The 20,439-nt window shown below is 53.5% G+C and carries 21 protein-coding genes and 1 pseudogene; 7 read left to right on the top strand and 15 right to left on the bottom strand.

The features are described from left to right. Position 1: 1 nt before the first annotated feature. On the bottom strand, positions 2–1,006 hold the full coding sequence (gene pdxA, locus U2W12_RS12970; RefSeq protein WP_326501108.1) for a 4-hydroxythreonine-4-phosphate dehydrogenase PdxA: 1,005 nt from the start codon (positions 1,004–1,006) through the stop codon (positions 2–4). A 63-nt stretch (positions 1,007–1,069) separates the two neighbouring features. After that, on the bottom strand, positions 1,070–2,245 hold the full coding sequence (locus U2W12_RS12965; protein ID WP_326501107.1) for an NnrS family protein: 1,176 nt from the start codon (positions 2,243–2,245) through the stop codon (positions 1,070–1,072). 186 nt (positions 2,246–2,431) lie between these two features. On the opposite strand from U2W12_RS12965, the gene U2W12_RS12960 reads away from it, so the two are divergent. Beyond that, entirely contained in the window at positions 2,432–2,995 is a 564-nt protein-coding gene (locus U2W12_RS12960) for a thioredoxin family protein (RefSeq protein ID WP_326501106.1), read from the top strand. A gap of 64 nt (positions 2,996–3,059) precedes the next feature. Here U2W12_RS12960 and U2W12_RS12955 read toward each other — a convergent pair whose 3' ends face one another. From U2W12_RS12955 to U2W12_RS12920, 8 genes are all read right to left on the bottom strand, one after another. Further along, positions 3,060–3,950 (bottom strand): carbon-nitrogen hydrolase, encoded by an 891-nt coding sequence (locus tag U2W12_RS12955; protein WP_326501105.1) that lies wholly within the window; start codon positions 3,948–3,950, stop codon positions 3,060–3,062. Positions 3,951–3,970: 20 nt separating this feature from the next. Further along, on the bottom strand, positions 3,971–4,312 hold the full coding sequence (locus U2W12_RS12950) for a hypothetical protein (protein WP_326501104.1): 342 nt from the start codon (positions 4,310–4,312) through the stop codon (positions 3,971–3,973). A gap of 21 nt (positions 4,313–4,333) precedes the next feature. After that, positions 4,334–5,068, bottom strand: a complete 735-nt coding sequence (locus tag U2W12_RS12945; protein ID WP_326501103.1) for a DUF5765 domain-containing protein — start codon at positions 5,066–5,068, stop codon at positions 4,334–4,336. 153 nt (positions 5,069–5,221) lie between these two features. Next, positions 5,222–5,548, bottom strand: coding sequence for a hypothetical protein (locus tag U2W12_RS12940; protein WP_326501102.1), 327 nt, complete (start codon positions 5,546–5,548; stop codon positions 5,222–5,224). 91 nt (positions 5,549–5,639) lie between these two features. Then, positions 5,640–6,347, bottom strand: coding sequence for a rhomboid family intramembrane serine protease (locus tag U2W12_RS12935; RefSeq protein ID WP_326501101.1), 708 nt, complete (start codon positions 6,345–6,347; stop codon positions 5,640–5,642). 178 nt (positions 6,348–6,525) lie between these two features. Then, positions 6,526–6,741 (bottom strand): DUF2905 domain-containing protein, encoded by a 216-nt coding sequence (locus tag U2W12_RS12930; protein ID WP_326501100.1) that lies wholly within the window; start codon positions 6,739–6,741, stop codon positions 6,526–6,528. A gap of 147 nt (positions 6,742–6,888) precedes the next feature. Beyond that, positions 6,889–7,461, bottom strand: coding sequence for a hypothetical protein (locus tag U2W12_RS12925; RefSeq protein WP_326501099.1), 573 nt, complete (start codon positions 7,459–7,461; stop codon positions 6,889–6,891). Positions 7,462–7,614: 153 nt separating this feature from the next. Beyond that, positions 7,615–9,129: a phenylacetate--CoA ligase family protein gene (locus U2W12_RS12920; RefSeq protein WP_326501098.1), complete on the bottom strand. Its 1,515-nt coding sequence runs from the start codon at positions 9,127–9,129 to the stop codon at positions 7,615–7,617. 127 nt (positions 9,130–9,256) lie between these two features. Here U2W12_RS12920 and U2W12_RS12915 point away from each other — a divergent pair, with 127 nt between their 5' ends. The 5 genes and pseudogenes from U2W12_RS12915 to U2W12_RS12895 all read left to right on the top strand — a co-directional run bounded on the left by U2W12_RS12915 (position 9,257) and on the right by U2W12_RS12895 (position 14,207). Beyond that, the gene (locus tag U2W12_RS12915; protein WP_326501097.1) at positions 9,257–10,684 is read left to right on the top strand and encodes a diguanylate cyclase; all 1,428 of its coding nucleotides are present in this window, start codon (positions 9,257–9,259) and stop codon (positions 10,682–10,684) included. A gap of 162 nt (positions 10,685–10,846) precedes the next feature. Then, a pseudogene (locus tag U2W12_RS12910) lies at positions 10,847–11,362 on the top strand (GNAT family N-acetyltransferase); the annotation flags it as partial. Positions 11,363–11,567: 205 nt separating this feature from the next. Then, on the top strand, positions 11,568–12,950 hold the full coding sequence (hemN, locus tag U2W12_RS12905) for an oxygen-independent coproporphyrinogen III oxidase (RefSeq protein ID WP_326501096.1): 1,383 nt from the start codon (positions 11,568–11,570) through the stop codon (positions 12,948–12,950). An 8-nt stretch (positions 12,951–12,958) separates the two neighbouring features. Beyond that, on the top strand, positions 12,959–13,168 hold the full coding sequence (locus tag U2W12_RS12900) for a SlyX family protein (protein ID WP_326501184.1): 210 nt from the start codon (positions 12,959–12,961) through the stop codon (positions 13,166–13,168). Between the two features lie 226 nt (positions 13,169–13,394). Further along, positions 13,395–14,207 (top strand): hypothetical protein, encoded by an 813-nt coding sequence (locus U2W12_RS12895; RefSeq protein WP_326501095.1) that lies wholly within the window; start codon positions 13,395–13,397, stop codon positions 14,205–14,207. Positions 14,208–14,278: 71 nt separating this feature from the next. Here the strand turns inward: U2W12_RS12895 and U2W12_RS12890 are convergent, their stop codons facing one another. The 5 genes from U2W12_RS12890 to mpl form a co-directional block, all read right to left on the bottom strand. Next, positions 14,279–15,541, bottom strand: coding sequence for a heme biosynthesis HemY N-terminal domain-containing protein (locus U2W12_RS12890; protein WP_326501094.1), 1,263 nt, complete (start codon positions 15,539–15,541; stop codon positions 14,279–14,281). After that, positions 15,538–16,683, bottom strand: a complete 1,146-nt coding sequence (locus U2W12_RS12885; protein ID WP_326501093.1) for a uroporphyrinogen-III C-methyltransferase — start codon at positions 16,681–16,683, stop codon at positions 15,538–15,540. The genes U2W12_RS12890 and U2W12_RS12885 overlap by 4 nt, the downstream gene beginning before the upstream one ends. Before the next feature lie 67 nt (positions 16,684–16,750). Further along, positions 16,751–17,539, bottom strand: a complete 789-nt coding sequence (locus U2W12_RS12880; protein ID WP_326501092.1) for a uroporphyrinogen-III synthase — start codon at positions 17,537–17,539, stop codon at positions 16,751–16,753. Then, positions 17,536–18,459 (bottom strand): hydroxymethylbilane synthase, encoded by a 924-nt coding sequence (gene hemC / locus U2W12_RS12875; RefSeq protein ID WP_326501091.1) that lies wholly within the window; start codon positions 18,457–18,459, stop codon positions 17,536–17,538. The genes U2W12_RS12880 and hemC overlap by 4 nt, the downstream gene beginning before the upstream one ends. A 51-nt stretch (positions 18,460–18,510) precedes the next feature. Next, entirely contained in the window at positions 18,511–19,866 is a 1,356-nt protein-coding gene (gene mpl / locus U2W12_RS12870) for a UDP-N-acetylmuramate:L-alanyl-gamma-D-glutamyl-meso-diaminopimelate ligase (protein WP_326501090.1), read from the bottom strand. Between the two features lie 191 nt (positions 19,867–20,057). On the opposite strand from mpl, the gene apaG reads away from it, so the two are divergent. Then, positions 20,058–20,435: a Co2+/Mg2+ efflux protein ApaG gene (apaG, locus tag U2W12_RS12865; protein ID WP_326501089.1), complete on the top strand. Its 378-nt coding sequence runs from the start codon at positions 20,058–20,060 to the stop codon at positions 20,433–20,435. Positions 20,436–20,439: the final 4 nt, after the last annotated feature.

The following is a 20,439-nucleotide window of genomic DNA, read 5'->3' as shown; positions in this document are numbered from 1 at the left end:
CTTATTTCATACTTCCGATCACCATTTGCGCGGCGGTTTGCAGCGCATAGAGCAGGCTGCCGGCCTCGGCCTTACCGGTGCCGGCTAAATCCAGCGCGGTGCCGTGATCGACCGAGGTACGGATGATCGGCAAACCGAGGGTAATATTGACGGCCTGACCGAAACCTTTGTATTTCAACACCGGTAAACCTTGATCATGATACATCGCCAGTACCGCGTCCGCATCGGCAAGATATTTGGGCGTAAACAAGGTATCCGCAGGCAACGGACCTTGCAGATTCAGGCCTTGTCTCCGCAAATTTTCGAGAACCGGTTCGATCACGTCGATTTCTTCGCGGCCCAGATAGCCGTTTTCGCCAGCATGCGGATTCAGTCCGCATACCAGAATCTTGGGATTTTCGATGCCGAAGCGGTGGCGTAAATCGTGTTCGAGCACACAAATGACCTGTCGCAGGCGGCTGCGAGTCATTGCCCGGCTAACCTCGGCCAGCGGTAAATGGGTGGTGGCCAAAGCGACCCGCAAACCGGGCGTGGCCAGCATCATCACCGGCGTACCGCCGGTAATGTCGGCAATGTATTCGGTATGGCCGGTAAACGGGAAACCTGCATCGTTGATTACGCCTTTGTGCACGGGACCGGTCACCATTGCGTCGAAAAGGCCATCGACGCAACCCTTGACCGCTTTGGTCAGCGTTTTGAGTACATAGCGGCTGTTGGCGGGATTCAGGCGTCCGCATTCAGCGGTCTCGATCAGATCGATCGGTAGGACCGACAATTCCCCACGTCGATGTGGCGCGGGCGCTAATGCGTGATCAAAGCGGTTCAGTTTGATGTGAATTCCCAAGCGATCGGCGCGGTCGGCTATTAAAGCTTCGCTGCCGATCACAACCACTTCGCAAGGCAAATCGCTGCGTGCGATTTGAATACATAGATCGGGCCCAATGCCGGCAGGTTCGCCGGGAGTCAAGGCGATTCGGGGCAGGGCGGGGGACGCTGGCATAGTCATTGCCTTGGAGAGACTTTAATAATGACAAGCCGCGACAAATCGGTCGTTTTCGCCATTCTTAAGCTAGCCCGCTTGCCCATCGACACGAACAGCCGTCAAGATCGGAGAATAAACATAAATGAACAATGCAAACGCCGCCAGCCAAAATAACATCGAGAAATAAACCAGACTGCCGTACCACCCGGGCAAGGCTATCGGCAGCAATACTCGGATTAGCGCTGCGGCATTCAACAGGATGAAACCGATCGCCATTGCATTGGAAACGCGCAACGCCCGACCTGTGTGTCCCAAAGAAACTCGCGCCATCATGCCCAAAGTCAGCATGCCGATCCCACCGACAGTAAAGGCGTGCAGGGGCAAGGACGGCAACACCAGTGCATATGCCGATAGCGCGGTCAACCCAAAGCCCAAAATGATCCAGCCGTAACCCGCATACAAGACCCACAGTAATGGCACATACCAGATGCGCTGCACATACCAGCCCCAGACTCGCGCGCCATTGAACAGCACCGCGAGGCCCGCAGCCAGCGCCAGCAACGCCCCGTTTATGCCGGCCAACAGCAAGCCGTACGTCAGCACCGCGCTGCCGATCGCGCCGTATTCATACAGAGGCTTGCTGCTGACTCTGACGCCCGGCAAGCCGCGTTCGGTAAAAAACGGAAACACGCGCCCGGCGATCACCAAAATCAACAACACGATCGTCGCCACGGCCAGTTGTAGACCGAGCCAAGTCAGATGCGGCCGCGGAGCCAGGATGCCGGCATGAATCAAGCCGTTGGCAATGGTCAATATGAGCAGTATTCCGACGAAAATAAGATTGAAATATTGCCGGGCGGCCAGAATTGGCTTGGCGATTTGGTAGGCGAGCGCGGGTAAAAACGCAAAATCGATTGCCGCGATCACCGCATCGGGCAGCAGTCCCGCATAAAACGGCGCAATCCTTCCGTACAGCCAGATCAGGCACAGGGTCGCCAATGAGTCGCCGGTCAGGGTCTGTCTCGATGTCCAGTTTTTGACCGCAGTCAACAGAAAACCGGCGATCACCGCAGCGGAATAGCCGAGCAGCATTTCATGCGCGTGCCAGTTGACATTGCCGAAATAGTTGGCCGCACTCAGCTTGCCGTTATAGATTGCATTCCACAGCACGATCAGCAGCAGCGCCGAAAGGCCTGCCAGTACGAAGAACGCTCGAAATCCTAAGGCGAAAAGCGGGTAATCGAAAAGTTTGGGTGATGTCATAAGATAAAATGCTCCATCCGATCCTGCTCGGCTCCATAAACCCGGCTATTATACGCAATTCTCTCTGAAAGAGTCTCATGGTTTGCCTTCCGGCAAGCAAACCGCGAACGCAATCAAAGGTTTCTCTGTGATTCGGATCCCTTTATAATCGACCGAACTTCAAACCCTATTTAAGGAGGCTCTCCCATGGCGGAAACGTTATCCCAAATGATCCCGCTCGGCGCACTCGCGCCGGACTTTTTACTGCCCGATACGGTAACCGGCAGGACTTTCAGTTTGCAGGAACTGAAAGGCGACAAGGGTACGATCGTGATGTTCATCTGCAATCATTGCCCCTACGTGCTGCATGTGAAGGGGCAGTTGATCGCGATTGCCAAAGAATACCAAAACAAGGGCATTGCGACGATCGCGATCAGCGCAAACGACGTGCAGAATTATCCCGATGATGCGCCGGATAAGATGCAGGCCCTTATGGAAGCCTGGGGAAGGCCGTTCGCGGCTTATCTGTACGACGAAAGCCAGGATACTGCTCGGGCGTATCAGGCTGCCTGCACGCCGGATATTTACCTGTTCGATGCGGCGCTGGCCTGCGTTTATCGCGGACGGCTCGACGGCTCCACACCTAAGAATAACGTGCCGGTGACGGGTTCGGATTTACGCGCCGCGCTCGACAATTTGCTGGCGGGCCGGCCGATCGATCCAGAGCAGATTCCGAGTATGGGCTGCAATATCAAATGGAAGGCGGATTGACTCTTTCCATAATCGAGCGCCATAGGGTGCGCATCGCGCACCTTAGCGCTTTGCCGTAAACGCCTTAATCGATAAAACGCCGGGTAATGTCGCTAAACGCATCGATGCGGCGGTCGCGCAGAAACGGCCAGATTTGCCTGACGCGCGCGCTGCGCGCCGGATCGAGCGTCGTGGTTAAGACTTTGACTTCGCCGGCATTGGCGCTGTCCAGAATGTCGCCTTGCGGGCCGGCGATGAAACTGTTACCCCAGAAATTGATGCCGACACCGGCGGGTTGATCGGGTGCCTGCTCGAAGCCGATCCGGTTGCAGGAAATCACCGGAATGCCGTTTGCGACCGCGTGCGCGCGCTGGATCGTGATCCAGGCGTTCAACTGGCGCTGCCGTTCTTCCTGCGTGTCGTTCGGGTCCCAGCCGATCGCAGTCGGATAGATCAGCAGGTCCGCGCCGGCCAACGCCATTAGCCGCGCGCCTTCCGGGTACCACTGATCCCAGCAGACCTGCACGCCGAGCTTGCCGATCGAGGTCTCGATCGGGGTGAAGCCGAGGTCGCCGGGCGTGAAGTAGTATTTTTCGTAAAAGCCCGGATCGTCCGGAATATGCATTTTGCGGTATTTGCCGGCGATCCGGCCGTCCTTGTCGAAAACGACGGCCGTGTTGTGGTAAAGCCCCGGCGCTCTTTCTTCGAAAATCGTCGAAACGATCACGATTTGCAGTTTTTTCGCGACCGCGGACAAAATTTCGGTGGTAGGGCCTGGAATCGGCTGGGCCAGGGCGAAATTGTGATAATCTTCGTTTTGGCAGAAATAAGGCCCCAGGTGCAATTCGGGCAGCACCACCAACTCGGCCTTGGCGGCAGCGGCTTCGTGGATTTTCTCGATCGAAAAGTCGAGGTTGCTTTGCCTGTCGAGGTGGCAGGGCTGCTGTACGGCGCTAACGATGATCGGCGATTTCATAAAACAAAATAACAAAAAGGTTAACGCATCTTGTCCAGGTGCTTGAACAACAACAGAATGATCGCGAACGGAATGACTGCGGCGGTGACTTCCCAGTAACCCATCAGCATCAGCGCGATCTGATTGACGATCAGCAAGACGCTATAGGCCAAGGCGGCCCAGCGCTTGAGCAGCCACAAGCCGGTGATGCAGATCAGGCTTACCAGCACCGAAAACGCAAAGTAGGTCGGGTAGATGGCGCCCACTTGCTTGGACATCGGCGAAAAGACCAGATTGATCATCTGGATCGCATTGATCAGGCCGACCACGCAGATCGCGATGATAACGGCCGGTTTTTCCGGATTCCAACGCGTGTCGTTCATGGCGTATTCCTCAAGCGTTTATTAGGAACTGCTGCGCAGATCGAATGCCGGCTGTTCTGCGATCGGGCCCGGCGTGAAATATTTTTTGAAGACCGGCATGAAACTGCAGGTAATCGGAATCGAGTAAAAACAATAGATCGCGGCCGCTTCGCCGGTCGAAACGCCGAAGATCCATTGCGGCACGAACAGCGTGAAAAGCGCCATCACGCCGTGATAGATGCCGATCCGCCAGTTGTTCGGCCAGACGAAGGCGCTGAGCGCGAGCGCGAACAGCGAGCCCCACGTCACCAGCAGCCCAAGCGCGCTCTGGATCGCATAGGCGACATGATAAGTGCCCATGGTTAGGCAGGAAATCATGTTGCCGATGAAGTTCGGCTCGATATCAGATAACTGGATGTCTTTCGGCAGGAAACTGAAAAGAATGAACGAGCCGCTCAGGGATGCGCCGATGATGGTTGCACGCTTCAGTGCGCCAGGGTCTGTTGAATAGGTCGCCAAGGCCGGCATGATCGCGAAGGATTGTAAAGCAATGTGATAAGTCGATAATTCGCTGAGCAATTGGTTGGCGCCGTAGCCGCATTGCCCCGCGACTGGATAAGCGAAATATTGGATCAGTTCCATCAATGAAAAATGGAAGATCGCGAGCGCTCGGGCAGCGCGCACCGGCAATGTTTCGCTTTTATCCATAAAAGTGATGCCTGAGGCGGCGAAGCCGACGATGCCCAGGCCTAACGACATATTTGCACTAAAACACATAACGTTCCCAAACCGATAAAGGGTTGATAAAACGCGATCACAGCTGTACCGACGCTGTCTTCCGCTTGTTGATATTGTTTTTATTGCGCCCAACAAAAAAGGCGTGGCGGACTGCTCCGTCACGCCATTTTTCCCCGGGCGTGGGGCGAAAAACTAGGCTTTGACCGCGTTTACGATCGCGTTGAACGCTTCGACTTTGGCTTTGCCGGTTTTGACCAGATCGACACCGGTTTCGATGATCATCGGGCAGAGACCTGGCGTCCGATAGACGATCAAGCCAAGGTAGGCGACGGCCGGAATTGCGATCGCTGCGCCGATGAAGCCATGCAAACCGACCAGACCGAACAGTTTGATCAGTAAGGTGACGGCATCCAGCGGCAACAAAATCATCGCCCCGAAATAGGTGATCACCACGAAGGTGAAGACGACGAACACGACAAACTGGAGCAGCCTGACCAAGGCAACATTAATTTTTTTCATATGACTCGTAATTTCCTGATTTCAACTGGAGTAAGCTTAAGTCAAAAAAGAACCCGCACCGGATCGATGCTCTTTTCTTTTTTGGTGCGGATTATATCTTAAAGCTGCTTGAATCTTCCATTTTTATTCCGTCCGGCGGTTTTTTCAGGAACAATCGGTACAGCAGGAAACCCGCGATAAACCCGCCCAAATGGGCCCACCAGGCCATCTTGGCTACGCCGCCTTCGAATAATATCGAAGTGGTCGCTTCGTACAGTTGAATGATCACCCATAAGCCCAAAAAGGCGATTGCAGGAACATGTACGACGATCGGCGGCACCCAAAGTACGACTCGTTCCAGCGGGTACAGAAAAAAATAAGCAGCCAATACGCCGGCAATAGGGCCTGATGCTCCAACGACAGGAATCTCTAGGCGTGGATCGAAATACCACTGCAAGGCCGTTGCGATCAGGCCGCACAGTAAATAAAAGGCCAAAAAAGACAGATGTCCCATTCTATCTTCGATGTTATCGCCGAAGATCCATAAAAACCACATATTGATGATCAGATGGAACCAATTGCCGTGCAGGAACAGGCTGGTTAAAAACGACAGATAACCGTCGAAGGGTAGGCCTACATGTTCCGCCCATGATGGGTCTGAATAACGCAGCGGCACCATGCCGAAACGGGCAATCAACGGGTTACTGACTTCAAAGGGCAAAAACTGTAACCATACGAAAATGATCACACAGACAACGATCAGCCCCCAGGTCGCCAAGGGGCGGGAATAGCAAGGCGCGGTATCTCGAATAGGAATCATGAGTTAACTCCGTGAATGATGTCAATGATTTATATAGTAATTCAAAAGGCTGGTCATCAGGCGATAAAGTTCCCGTTTGGCGAAGCTACCGCATAAAATCTGTAGGTCTGAAGCGAAAAGGTGATCGGCCGCGCCGGGGATTAGAGCATGCTAGCAGATGCTTGGCGGCGGAGAAGGGTTATTTGCGGATAAACAAATTGGCCAGCAGCGTTAAGAGCGTGCTGATCAGTAGCATTGATGTTATCGGGATAAAAATGAATTTTTTGCCGTCTTCGATGCGAATATCGCCCGGCAATTTGCCGAACCAACTGAAGAGGCCAGGTAGATAGGTCAGGACCAGTCCGATCATCGTTACCACGATACCGATAATCGTCAATAATTTTCCAATCGGCATCGAAACACTCACAGGAACAGGCCTCGGCAAAAGAAAACAGCCGACAATCACGCCGGCTGTTTGGGAAGTGGATAGGAGCTATACTACCTCAATATCCTGCCCGAGTCATAATACCCATTGGTTTGATGCAAACGATCGCCTTGGATTTCAGCCCTTATCGGCCACTGTCACGCAAAGGTTGGTCGGTTTTTGCTGGGCATTTAGCACCGGTTTCAACGTAAAAGATACGATCGTGTCGACCCCGGCATCGCCCAAATCCTTGACGGGTACATTTTCGACTGAAATTTTGCTGCCCTTGACCTGCCATTGATAGTCGGCGTCGAAGGCGGTGTTTTTAGCCGAGTTTTCCAAATCCACTTCGAAGTTGGCGCCCGAGCAGGCGGCGGTCGGTTCTTTTAAGTCGAGCACATGCGCGTGAAATCCATTTTCCTGGTTTTCGTGCGAACTGTCGTCGATCGGCATATGCGTGACCAGCACGAGCACATTATTGGCATTGTCGGTCAACGCCGCATAGCCGAAGGCGCCGGATTTACCGTCCACCGGAATCGGCTTGGCGGTCTGAATTTCCATCGCCAGGGTTTTATTGTCGCCTTTTCCCGCGACCTTGACAGAAGAGCGCCAAATCGACAAATAGCCTTCGGTTTCCGACATCGCCGCGCTGCTTGCCAAACACAAACCGGTTGCGGCGGCCAATAGGGTGATGTTCTTGATAAGTTTCATGAGTTACCTCCGATCATTAATAGTATCGAATCGATATTATAATGACTGTGGGGAAGAATGCAAATTTTTCCTTTTTCTATTGCGCGGGGCGAATATGGCCGAGCTAAAGTCGAACTTACGGTTCGGTCAAAGATAACGTCCCTCATGACAGAGTCAACCATTCGAATTCCGTCGCGTGTAGCGATGCTTTACGCCGACAGGAAAATCGTCCGGATCGCCGAAAGACCGTAATTCGACGCGAGGCATTTGTTTGTCAGCAGGGACATAATTGGCGAATTCGCTGTTCAGTCGGAGCAATTGCGTACGAATGGACGCGGCGACGGCGTCCTCTTTGCCAGCATCGGCTGAAACGGAGGGCAGGAGTTCGGTTGCGATGGATAGGAATTCGGAGCCGTTCCGATCGCTCTTGACTTCCATCACGAATTTGCCACTGATCAAACTCGTCAATTCCGGTTGCTCCAGACCGACTACTACGTTTTCCGGATAAATGTTGGCCCCGTAGAATGACACGGTGAAATCGGCGCGGCCGAATACCCAAACAAAGGGCAGGGGACAGGCTTCGCCGGCGAAGCCAAAATCTTCAAGCGAGGACATTCCGCGCGCTTTCAGGAAAGCGATCAACTCGGCATGGCTGATCAGTCCGCCGCGGTCGGCGATGTGATAGCGTATCAGCGGTACGCCATTGTCTCCGGTAACCGCCAGGGTTAAGCCGTCGATCAGTTCGAAGTAACGGCTGATCGGATCGTATTGGACCAAGGTCGGCAGGCGCGATTCGCCGAACAGTTCGCGGGCGACATGGGGATGCGCTGCCAGGAAGCGCCGGATCGCAATGCTAAGCGGTGTTTCGTTACCCAAAACGCCGCCGTCCGCCGTGCCATAGAGCGATGCGGAGTCGTAGCAGGGCGCTGTCGATCCGACTCGCCGCAGCATCAGGTTGCGCCATTCTTCGCTGAACACTTCGCCGGCAAAGACGAATTTGATCCGGTACGCGCGCCATTCCATGCCCTGCGCGGAGCCGGCATCGATCACGTCCTTTACGAAAGGCGGATAGCCGAGCAGCACAGTCTGTTCGAAATGCGGTCCCAATTCGCGCACGGCGCGCAGGATTTCATCCGGCTTGTTGCCCGGAGTCGCGACGGTTAACGGGTAACCCTTTTGAGCCAAATACCAGCAGCACGAGGTAGTAAACACGCCGCCTACCCAGTTGCCTAGCGGAAAGCAGACGACTGCCAGGGTATCGCGATTATCGGCACTAAAGCTGTAGCGGAAGACTTGCTCGAAACGGAGCGCGATGTCCAGCTCGTCGGTCATTGCGCGCGGCCAGAAGGTCGAAATCCCGGTTGAGCCCGAAGATACTGCCAGACGGTCGCAAGACGTAATCCGTCCACCTTGGCAGCGCGCCGGCAGCGGATATTTCTGCATGTAGTTCGCCTTGTTTTGCAACGGTAGCGTCGCAAAATCCTCAGCTCCGGTGATAGCGCCGGGATCAGCGCCCTGGTCTTGCAGAAACTGCCGGTAAGCCGGTACGCCGGCGATGGTATTTTTGCAGAGTTGCAGCGCGTGTTGCACGGGATCGGCGGTCAGCCGCTGCTGCAAGATCGTATCGAACGAGGTGTTCAAAAAGGCTGAAAGCCGTTCGATCACGGCCGCGGGACAGTCGGTTTTCATGATGCTCTCCTGATCAAAGTGGTTTTGGTGACGCCGCAAAGAATGCGCCTGTGGCTGCAAATCAAGGTAAGTATCAGCTATACTTAATCACCTAATGAAATGAAAAATTAAGGCAACAACTTGAAAAATGTTGATCAACATTTTGATTTTGATCTTTTCGTTGTCGTTTCCCGCCTGGGCGGCTGATCGCTTTGTTCCGAAAAACGCCTTTTCCACGTTGCCGCTGAATGCAAGCGAACTAGAGTATCTCAGTCACATCGACCATATCCGTATGTGTGTGGATCCCGACTGGATGCCTTATGATTTTGTGACTGAACGCAACGAGTATATCGGCATCAACGCCGATTTCCAGAAAGTTTTTGCGGAACGGATAGGCAAGGAAATTCGCTTGATCGAAACGGTCGACTGGAAACAGTCGCTTGACTATGCGAAACAAAGACAATGCGAGATCCTGTCCAGTGCGACTCTTACTGAGCAACGCCAGGCGTTCCTGGCTTTTACCCGTCCTTTCAATGTTTACCCGATCGTGATCGCTACGCGCAGCGATCAGTCGTTCATTACCGATGTTGGCGGCGTATTGCAAAAAACGTTTGTCACAGTTAAAGGTTTTGCGGCGCTCGATTTGCTGAAGCGAAAATATCCGCAAATGATCATTGTCGAAGCCAATGACGCCCGTACCGGCCTCGAATGGGTCGCCAGCGGCAAGGTGTTCGGTTACCTCGATACCGTCGCCACGATCGGCTATCAAAGCCAAAAACATGGTATTTTGAATATCAAAATTGCCGGGGTCACCGATGTGAATTATAAGATGTCGGTCGCTGTCAGAAATGACTACCCCTTATTGTTGAGCATCTTCGACAAGGCGGTTGCGTCGTTGACCGAGGCGGACAAATTGACGATTTTGAATAAGTGGATTTCAATTACCTACGAAAACAGGCGCGATTATCGATGGTTCGGGTATGGTCTATACGGTGTTGGCGCTTTGCTATTGCTGTTGGCTCTGCGGGAGTTTGTCGTCAGCCGGCATAAGATGAGATTACAGGCTCTGAACAAGGAGCTTGAGCTATTATCGAATACCGATATGTTGACCGGCATCGCCAACCGGCGGCTTTTGAACCACGCGTTCGCAAAAGAAATCGCCAGGGCTCGACGCTATCATTCGAGTTTTTCAGTGATCATGCTCGATATAGACTATTTCAAAACGATCAACGACAATTTTGGCCATCAAGCAGGCGATCATGTGTTGCAAATGTTGGCCGTCCTGCTTGACGAGACGGTCAGGGCCAATGATTTGGTTGGGCGCTGGGGTGGCGAGGAGTTTTTGCTCTTGTGTCCTGAAACCGATCTCAACGGGGCGTTGCAATTGGCCAATACAATCAGGCAAAAGATTCAGCAGTATGATTTCGGCCTACCGCTAATAGTCACCGTCAGCCTTGGCGTCGCGGAATACCACGAAAGCCAGTCATTGGAGGATTTGATCAAAATTGCCGATACGGCTCTCTACAATGCGAAAAAGGCGGGGCGCAATCAGGTAAAAGCAAATGGGGTTCAGTAATCGAGGCGGGCTATGAAAGCCGCTTTTTATTCTTTAAAGAAGATCGGCACAGTGTGAGCATTTGCCCCGCTTTGTCCAAACTCGCATCGAAAAGGCGCCTGCAAACACGATAGAATGGCACTTGTCTAGACCGGTGCGCTGAATCACCGCAAAGGGGGAGTCATGGTCAAATCTGGCACTATCTTTGTGCAAACGATTGGGTTGGAGCGATCGCCGCAAGTGACCCACATTCTTGCGGAAGCGTTTTCTCGTGATCCGGTCATCATCTGGTTGTCCAACGATACGAGTTATCCGCGGCACTTCTTCGAAAATTTTCTCCCGTTGCTGGCGCCATATCAGCGCATGTTCATGACCGAAAACGCGGAGGCGGCGGTGGGGTTGCCGTCCGGCATTGAAATGGCGATCCCGCTGCGCCTGACCTTGCGCGGGCTTCGGCGCTATGCGCTCGGGAGCGTGATGCGCCTGATGTCATTGCTCAGGGCGATGGATCAAAATCACCCCAAACAGCGGCATTATTATCTGTTCGCAATCGGCGTCAACCTCACCTCTCAAGGCCGGGGCAACGGTTCAGCCTTGCTGGGTCATGTCTTGCAGCAATGCGATCAGCAGGGCATGCCGGCTTATTTGGAAAATTCGAATCCACAAAACCTTGCCTTCTACGAACATCATGGCTTTCAGGTGATTCGCAGGCTCAACCTGTCCAGCACAGGGCCGGGCCTGTGGCCGATGTGGCGGGAGCCGGCGCTGACCAGACCGGAAACGCAATCCAGTATGACATATTGGCTTTGGCCGTGGACGTTCGGCAATGACTGCGTCTACAATAAGCACACCTTGGGTATTGTTTATTCATTGCCTGCATTTTTGCCCACCAAAAATCTCTTTCATGGACCAATCAATCCTCTTCGACCTGAAACTGATCAACCGCTACGACAAGGCCGGGCCGCGTTATACCTCTTATCCGACCGCGCTCGAACTGCACGAGGGCTTCAGCGATACCGATTACCGCTGGCATATCGCCAAATCGAATCGGGCAGGCGGGCCGCTGTCGCTATATTTTCATCTGCCATTTTGCGATACGGTTTGCTTTTATTGCGCCTGCAACAAGATCGTGACCAAGAATCGCCAGCATGCGGCGCCGTATCTGGACAATCTCTGCAAGGAGATCGCGATGCAGGGCTCGTTGTTCGACAGCAGTCGGGTCGTCAATCAACTGCATTGGGGAGGCGGTACGCCGACTTTTTTGAGCGATATGCAAATGCGGAGGCTGATGGACGTCACACGCGCGCATTTCAATTTGAAAAATGACGACAGCGGTGAATATTCGATCGAGGTCGATCCGCGCGAAACACACGACAACACGATCAAACTACTGCGCGAACTGGGCTTCAACCGGATCAGCCTGGGTGTGCAGGATTTCGACTCTGACGTGCAAACGGCGGTCAATCGACTGCAAAGCGAGGAGCAAACATTAAGCGTATTGGCGTCTGCGCGCGCGGAGGGCTTCCGCTCGACCAATATCGACCTAATCTACGGCCTGCCGCTGCAGACGGTCGAAACCTTCTCCAAAACGCTGGACAAGATTCTGGATGCAGAGCCAGACCGCTTGTCGGTATTCAATTACGCACATATGCCGGCCCGCTTCAAAACCCAGCGCCAGATCCATGAAGCCGATCTGCCGTCGCCGGATGTGAAGCTCGCGATCCTGCAAATGGTCGGCCTCAGGCTGACCCAGGCCGGCTATGTGTATATTGGCATGGACCATTTTGCGAAACCCGATGACGAACTCGCCATCGCACAACGCGAAGGGAAACTGTACCGGAATTTTCAGGGCTATTCGACGCATTCGGACTGCGATCTGGTCGGCCTTGGCATCACCTCGATCGGCCGGGTAGGGGATGCGTACATTCAGAATGTGAAAGATCTCGAAACCTATGATAGGCTGATTCATCATCAAAAATTGCCGGTATTCAAGGGCGTCGATCTCGATCAGGACGATAAATTGCGCCGCGCGGTGATCACGCAATTGATCTGCCATTTCGAGTTGAATTTTGCCGCGATCGAAAGCCAGTTTGCGATCGATTTTGCCGGCTATTTCGCGAACGAACTCGAAGCGTTGCAGCTTATGCAGGCCGACGGATTGCTGTCATTGTCGGACGAAGGCATTAGGGTGTCATCGGCCGGCCGCTTGTTGATCCGCAATATTTGTATGGTGTTCGATCGCTATCTGGCCCAAAAAAAACAGCAGCAATTTTCGAAAGTGATATGAAGCAAACGATGAACGAAGAACGGATCATAGAACTCGAAATCAAGGCCGCATATCAGGAAGATTTGTTGCAGGCGTTGAATCGGATCGTCAGCGATCAACAACAGCAAATCGATCGGCTCGAAGCAACCTGTCGTCTACTGAACGAGCGCATGCAAAATCTGCTGGCCGAAGCCGGTAACTCCGGCGAAACGGTTCATGAAATTCCACCGCATTATTGAGACTAAACCAGCCTACGGAAAGTCCTAATTTGACGCGCAAACTATGCGCAAGGGCTCCGTCAGGCTATCCGCGTCGTGTCCGAATTTTAAAGCGATTTTGCTGCACCATTCTAATGGCCGATGCGTAATAGTTTATTATTGCTTGACTTTTTTTTATGCGCTTGTTAAGAATGCAGGCGTTCCATTCGAAAAATATAACAATAAATCATCATAAAGGGGGAATGGCATGGAATCGAATAACGACAGCGTCCAAAGCGACTTGCTGGTCAAATTGAACCGATTGGAAGATCAAGTCTCGACGCTTACCATGCAACTGGAGTTGAACAAAGAAACCATTGCATTTTTGAAGACGACCTTGTCCGAGCGCGATTCCTATATCAGCGATCTCGAAATGAAACTGGCCTCGGCTCAAAAAGAACTCGAAAAATCGACGCTGGATAAAATTTACGAGTTGCGCTATCAAATAAAAAGCGGCATCGACGATAAAATGGTCAGGCCTGTATTAAGCGAAATCCGGCGCAATATCGATCTGTTGCAGGCTTTTGTCGAACAGACGCGGGAGGTGATCAAGCAGAAACAACAGTTATTGCGGGAAAATACTCAGACCACGGTCAACCTGATTCAACGTTGCCCTGATCAGGCCATACGCTATGTCGAAGGCAAAATCGTCGAGCCTGCACGATTCGCGATACATCATGTTGCCGAACAGACCGCGATCCGCTACACGGCTCTTGTGCAACGATTGGAAGAGGAAGTGCTGAAACCGGGCGTGCGCAATTACCACAGCTTTGCGCATCTCGCGAAAGAATTGCCATCGGATGTTTCGGTATTGTTTCAGATGCGAGTCGTCGAACCCTGGCTGGCTTTCATCCAGGAGATGCCCCGCGCGACGGACGATTTAACAGGCGCGTCGAGGGCGCGGTTGAAGCAAGTGATCGGTTATAACCGCAAGCTGATCCGGCAATTCATCGAGTTTTTGTCGAATGAAATCAAGAAGTCGTCGTTCTGGGACGGCAAAAACCGAATCGCGTCGGCTTGAGGATTTAATTTAAGGCCCTCATTGTATCCGTCACGTTGCCGAACTGACGGTAACGCGACTGCGGATGCAACTCAACTCAGCGTTTCGGAATCTTGTTCGCCATATTCGGTGATTTGATCCAGACGCGTCACGATCTCGCTGGAAGACAGTTCCAGCGCGGATTTATAGCTCGCGCAGGACTTGTCTTTTTCGTTGAGTTCGAAATATAAATCGCCCAACAGTTGATAGGCCTGTACGGTTGGTTCGGCGGCAAGACTTTCGGTCAGATAATTTTCAGCTTTTTCACGCTCGCCAAGGTGCAGGCATAGCTTGCCGAGCAGCGATAACAGCACCGCATTGCCGGGTCCTGCGATCAGCCATTGTTCGGCCGTCGCCAGTTGTTTGGCCGCATCATTCGATTGTACGCTGCCATATAAAACCAGCAACGTATCGTCCAGATTGACCGACAACATATGCGCGAGTTCGTTTTCAATCGTATTGGCGGCTCCGGCTTCGATCATCGCGGCAAAGTAAATCGCCGCCATGCCGTGCATTTTCTTGATGTGGGCCGGCGTTTCGGACCAGAGCAGGGCGATTTGATTCGCATCGCCAAGCTCGGCGGCCTGTTTCAGCAATCGGCTGAAGGTTTCTGTTTCGAGCAGCTTGACTTCGGTTTCCATCAACACTTTGTTATGATGAAGAGAAGGCAGCAGTTTCCGGATCGCCTCCCAATCGCCGACGTGCTGATAGGTTTGATGCAGCAATTTCAAAACGCTGGCATGGGTCGGGTTGATCGATTGCAGTTTGGTCAGCGTTTCGAGCGCCTGATCGAACTGATTGCCGGAAAGATGCAGTTCGGCCTGGGTCAAACCGATCGCAATATTCGAGCCTGGGGCCTGATCGGCGGCTTTTTGCAGATATTCGTCGCGCTTGTCGAAAGCGCCGCGCGACTGTGCCGCGCGAGCGGCGGTCAGATAATGGATCAATGGCGCGCCGCTGTGCGAGGCATGCTTGATCAGGATTTTTTCGGCCTGTTCCCAATTGCCTTCGGCCGAATCCACCAGACCCGCGATCAAAGCTTCCTGGGAGCGGTTGAACTTGATGTGGGTGCCGCGCTTTTTGAGTTGCCCCGGCAACCGGAATAGCCAGCCGAGGAAGCGGAAAAAAACGTACAGCAGGAAAAAGGCAAGAATTAGCGCGACTGTGAATGCGGCGAGCGTCGTCTCGATCGACCAGTGACCGATGCCGACCAGCACATAGCCGGAAGTTTCCATACTCTTGAAGCCATAATACACCCCGAATGCGGCGGCAAGCGTTATGAATAGCGGCCCCAGGAAATAAAGGATCTTTTTCATTTTTTAGTCGGTTCGGATTGGACGGGTGCGGCCGGCGCGGGCGGTGGCGTGACCGCCGTTGGGGCTTCTGTAAGTGGTTTCGGTTCAGGCGCTTTTGGCTTTTCGATCGGCGTCGACTGTAGGGCTTTGTCGGTTTCGATGCGTAATTTGGTGATGTCTCTGAGCAGTTTAAGGGATGTACTGATATCCGGGAAATGGCTGCGAATATTGATCGCCAAAAAGCGGTCAAGCTCGGCGATGAATTTGCGTGTTTCCGGATTCGGCGTGAAATTCAGCTCAGTCCATTTCTTTGCGTCCTGCAGGCCGGCATGGTACAACGCTTCGTTTTGTTGGACCAGCGCAATTTTGACCGTTTCTAGCTTCGCGCGTAATTGTTCGCGGATAAACTGTGCTTCTTCCGGCGTCAGGGTTTCCTTGATCGGCTGGTCGGTATGCCGGATCGTGACGACGCCGTGCAGACTTTCAATCGCCGAGTCGAGCAGTTTGTGGGCGGGCTCGCTGCTGTCGGCGTGGCTATGGATTTCGGTCGAAGGCGTCAGCGTTTTACCGGCATAGGGCAGCAGCAAGGTCAGTTTTTCCGACGCATCCTGAAGACTTTGCAAGGTGGCGTGTAATCCGACAATATCGGCCGCCGCAACGTTTTTGAGCGCGGCGATCTCTTTTGCGATTTCCTCGCGCACCTTGAATACGGCGGCGTCGCCGCTTTCCCGGAGGCGTTGATCGGCCGCTTCGAGCGCTTCGCGCGCGGTATTCACATCGCCGACCAATTGCAGTCGTTCATTGGCCGCGCCGAGTAAATATTCGGCGTCCGCGATCAGCCAGTCGCCGCGGGTTTTGCCCAATTGCCGCTGCAGGCGAGTGATTTCCTCGGTCAAATCCTTGCGGGTGCTGTCCAATTTCTCGCTGTGCTGCTTCGAGATTTCGTCCAGCCTTTTGGTGAAGTGATCATCTTTATTTGCCATCGTCGATTCGAGCGTCGACAATTGTTCCTGGATTGCGGTAAGTTGGGCCTGGTAATCGGCAATTTTCTTAGCCATCTCGCCTTTGACTTCGCCGCCCAGATTGGACTGGCGGTCCCTGAGCTGCATCAGGAAATAATAGCCCGCGCCGGCAACGGCGAAAATGATCAGGATGATAATCACGCCAAACCATAATCCGCTCCGGGATCTCCGCGCTTTTTTTAAAATTTCCGCATTCCCTTCTGTTAGTTCATTCAATTCGGCCACTTTTTTCACCTGTTGCCCAAGTTATTATTTTTTCGAGAATTGCTGTATCCGAAGGGTTATCCGTTACAAAAATTCGTTTAAACCCGCAGTTTTCCGCGATCTGCCGGATGCGGTCGCTGACGACCACAAGCGGGATAGCCAATGCCAGATTTCGGTCTTTTTCACCCAGCATGATCAATAAATTTTGTATTGCTTCGCCGCTGGTCGCGGTAATCAGATCAAGCCGGTTTCGTCTGAGCAAATCAAGCACCGGTGCCGGGTCGGCGGACGGAATCACTCTTTTATAGACGTCCAGATAGTCGACATCCGCACCGCGATTCTTGAGCTCCTGTCCGAGCGTTTCAAGGCCGCCCGCGCCGCGCACGATCAGGATTCGTTGTCCCGAAACGTGCAGCATCGGCGATGACGCCAACAATGCCCGGCTATCCGAGCCGCGGTCGGGTAATAGGTCGACCGTCAATCCGGCGGCGGCAAGGGCCCTCGCGGTTGCCTGGCCGATCGCGGCAATTCGCGCGTTGCCAAATTGATCTATTTTGCCATCATTCGCGTGCAGTGCAAAATTTACTGCATTTGCGCTAATAAAAACAACCCATTGGAAGCGAGACAGGTTCGTCAGCGTTGCGGTTATCCGATCGCAGTCGTTTGCGGCAACGATGTCGAGGGTTGGAAATTCGACCGCAACGGCCTGCTGCTGCTTGATCAGCCGACACAGATTGTCTGCCTGGCGTTGGGGGCGAGTGACCAGTATGTGCGCGCCGTTCAGCGAACTCATTTCTGATACAGCTCCGTCAGAATTTGATCAGCGCCTTGCGCGAGCAGGTCCTCGGCGATTTTTTTACCCAGGTTTTCTGCCTGATCCAATGCATCCCAGTTTTCGCTGCGGTAAGTCAACGAGCCGTCCGGCGCGCCGACCAGACCGCGCATGAACAGGCGTTCGCCGTGTTTTTCGGCGAATCCGGCTATCGGCACCTGGCAGCCTCCTTGCAGACGGGCGTTCATAGCGCGTTCGGCTCTGACGCAGAGCGCGGTGTCGGCATCGTGCAAGGCGCTAAGCAAAGCATTGATTTCATTGTCGTCACTGCGGCATTCGATGCCGATTGCGCCCTGGCCGATTGCCGGCAGGCTGAGGCTGGGGTCGAGGCATTCCTTGATCCGGTCTGCCATTCCCAAGCGAATCAGGCCGGCCGAGGCCAGGATGATGGCGTCAAAGTCGCCGGCATCGAGCTTGGCGAGCCGGGTGTTTACGTTACCTCGGAGCTGCAGGATTTCGGCATCGGGAAAGCGCTGTTTTATCTGGCATTGCCGGCGCAGGCTAGAGGTACCGATTCTGGCGTTTGCCGGCAAATCGTCGAGACGGCTGAAACGGTTCGATACAAAGGCGTCGGTCGGGTCTTCGCGTTTTAGAATGGCCGCCAAATGCAGCCCTTCCGGAAATTCAACCGGCACATCCTTCATCGAATGCACTGCGATGTCGGCTTCGCCTTCGAGCATGCCTTGCTCGAGTTCCTTCACGAATAAGCCCTTGCCGCCGACCTTGGCGAGAGGCGCATCCAGAATCCTGTCGCCTTTGGTGGTCATTTGCACCAGTTCGGTTTTGATGTCAGGAAAGAATTGTTCCAGCAGTGTAGCGACATGATTAGCCTGCCACAGCGCCAGCGGGCTTTTGCGTGTTGCGATTCGTATCGGTTTCATGATTGTGGGAAAGCTTTGTATATTATGCAAGGTTTGAAACGAAGCGAATGTTTATTGGCTCAGTTCCGCAAGCAGCTTCGTGTAAATACCGCCGAAACTACCGTTGCTCATCAGCACGAAATGGCCGCCCATGCGCGCTTCGTGCTTCAGTTTGTCGATGATTTGCTCGAGGGTCTCGCAAATTTCGATATTTGCCTCATATTGTTTGAGCTGGCTCAAGTCCCAGCGCAGTTCTTTAGGTTGATAGATGATCGCCTGATCAGCCTGGTTCAATGATTTGGCCAAGGTTTCGGTATGCACGCCGAGCCGCATTGTGTTCGAGCGCGGTTCGATGATCGCGATGATGCGTTCGGAGCCGACTTGCTTGCGCAGGCCGTCCAAGGTCGTGGCGATCGCGGTCGGATGATGTGCGAAATCGTCGTAAATCGTCACGCTGTTCAGTTTCGCGAGCACTTCCATGCGCCGTTTGACGTTCCGGAATTGAGTCAGCGCGGCGATCGCGTCCTTGGGCAGGATGCCGACATGGTGCGCGGCGGCAATCGCGGCCAGCGCGTTCGAGACATTGTGTTCGCCGGTCAGCGCCCAATCGACTTCGCCTTGCACGATGTCATTGTGGGTCACCGAGAAGCGACTGCCGTCGGCCTTGTGCAATTCCGCGTTCCATGCCGATGCGCCGTTGATCGAGGTTTCTGCAACGGGTGTCCAACAACCCATGTTCAGCACATCGCGGATATTGTGCTCATTTTCGGGAGTGATAATTAATCCCTGGCCCGGAATGGTTCTAACCAGATGATGAAATTGTTTCTTGATGGCGTCGAGATCCGGAAAAATATCGGCATGATCATATTCCAAATTGTTCAAAATCGCAGTGCGCGGCCGGTAATGCACGAATTTCGAACGCTTGTCGAAAAACGCCGAATCGTATTCGTCGGCTTCGACCACAAAAAAAGACGACCCGCCGAGACGTGCCGACACGTCGAAATTGAGCGGAATGCCGCCGATCAGGAAACCGGGTTTGAAGTCCTGATGTTCGAGTATCCAGCTCAACATGCTGGATGTGGTCGTTTTGCCGTGCGTGCCGGCGACGCCGAGCACCCAGCGGTCCTGCAGCACATGTTTCGCGAGCCACTCGGGACCGGAAACATAATTCAGGCCTTGATTCAGCACCGCCTCGACTTCCGGATTGCCGCGCGAGAGGGCATTGCCGATGATGACCAGGTCCGGTTTCGGGTCGAGATTTTCGCCCCGGTAGCCTTCCATCAAGACGATGCCCTGGGATTCGAGTTGCGTGCTCATCGGTGGATACACGTTTTGGTCGGAACCGGTGACCTGATGGCCCATTTGCCGAGCGATCACCGCCAGTCCGCCCATGAAAGTGCCGCAAATGCCGAGTATGTGAATGTGCAAGGTTATTTCCTGATCTCTGTTTTGCCGAGGGGTTAAGACTGCTTATGATACTGTAGAGAGGGTGGATTGGTAAAACCGCGCTGACTTCTTTGTCGTCCGAATGCTTGCGTTAGCGGTCAAGTTAAGATGAAATAACCACAATTCCCTATCGAAACCGACTTGCCGGCGATAATTCCAATGATAATCCGAACATGAGCGAAAAAAATAAAATTCTTGTTGAAGCGACTCCGCATTATATCGAGGCGCAATCCGTGCCGGCGGAAGGACGCTATGTGTTTGCCTATACGATTACGATCACGAATGTCGGGTCGGCGCCTGCCAAGCTGATGACCCGGCATTGGCTGATTACCGACGCGAACGGCAAGATCCAGGAAGTCCGCGGCGACGGCGTGATCGGCGAGCAGCCGTATCTGAAACCGGGCGAGTCGTTCCGCTATACCAGCGGCGCGATGATCGAAACGCCAGTCGGCACGATGCAAGGCGAATACACGATGCGTACAGACGAGGGGGATCAATTCAATGCGATGATTCCGCGTTTTACCTTGTCGATTCCGCGAACCTTGCATTAAGTAA

Origin of the sequence: Methylomicrobium sp. Wu6 (assembly GCF_035916875.1) — a bacterium.
GTDB lineage: Bacteria > Pseudomonadota > Gammaproteobacteria > Methylococcales > Methylomonadaceae > Methylomicrobium.
This window is presented reverse-complemented; position numbering and strand designations above follow the sequence as displayed.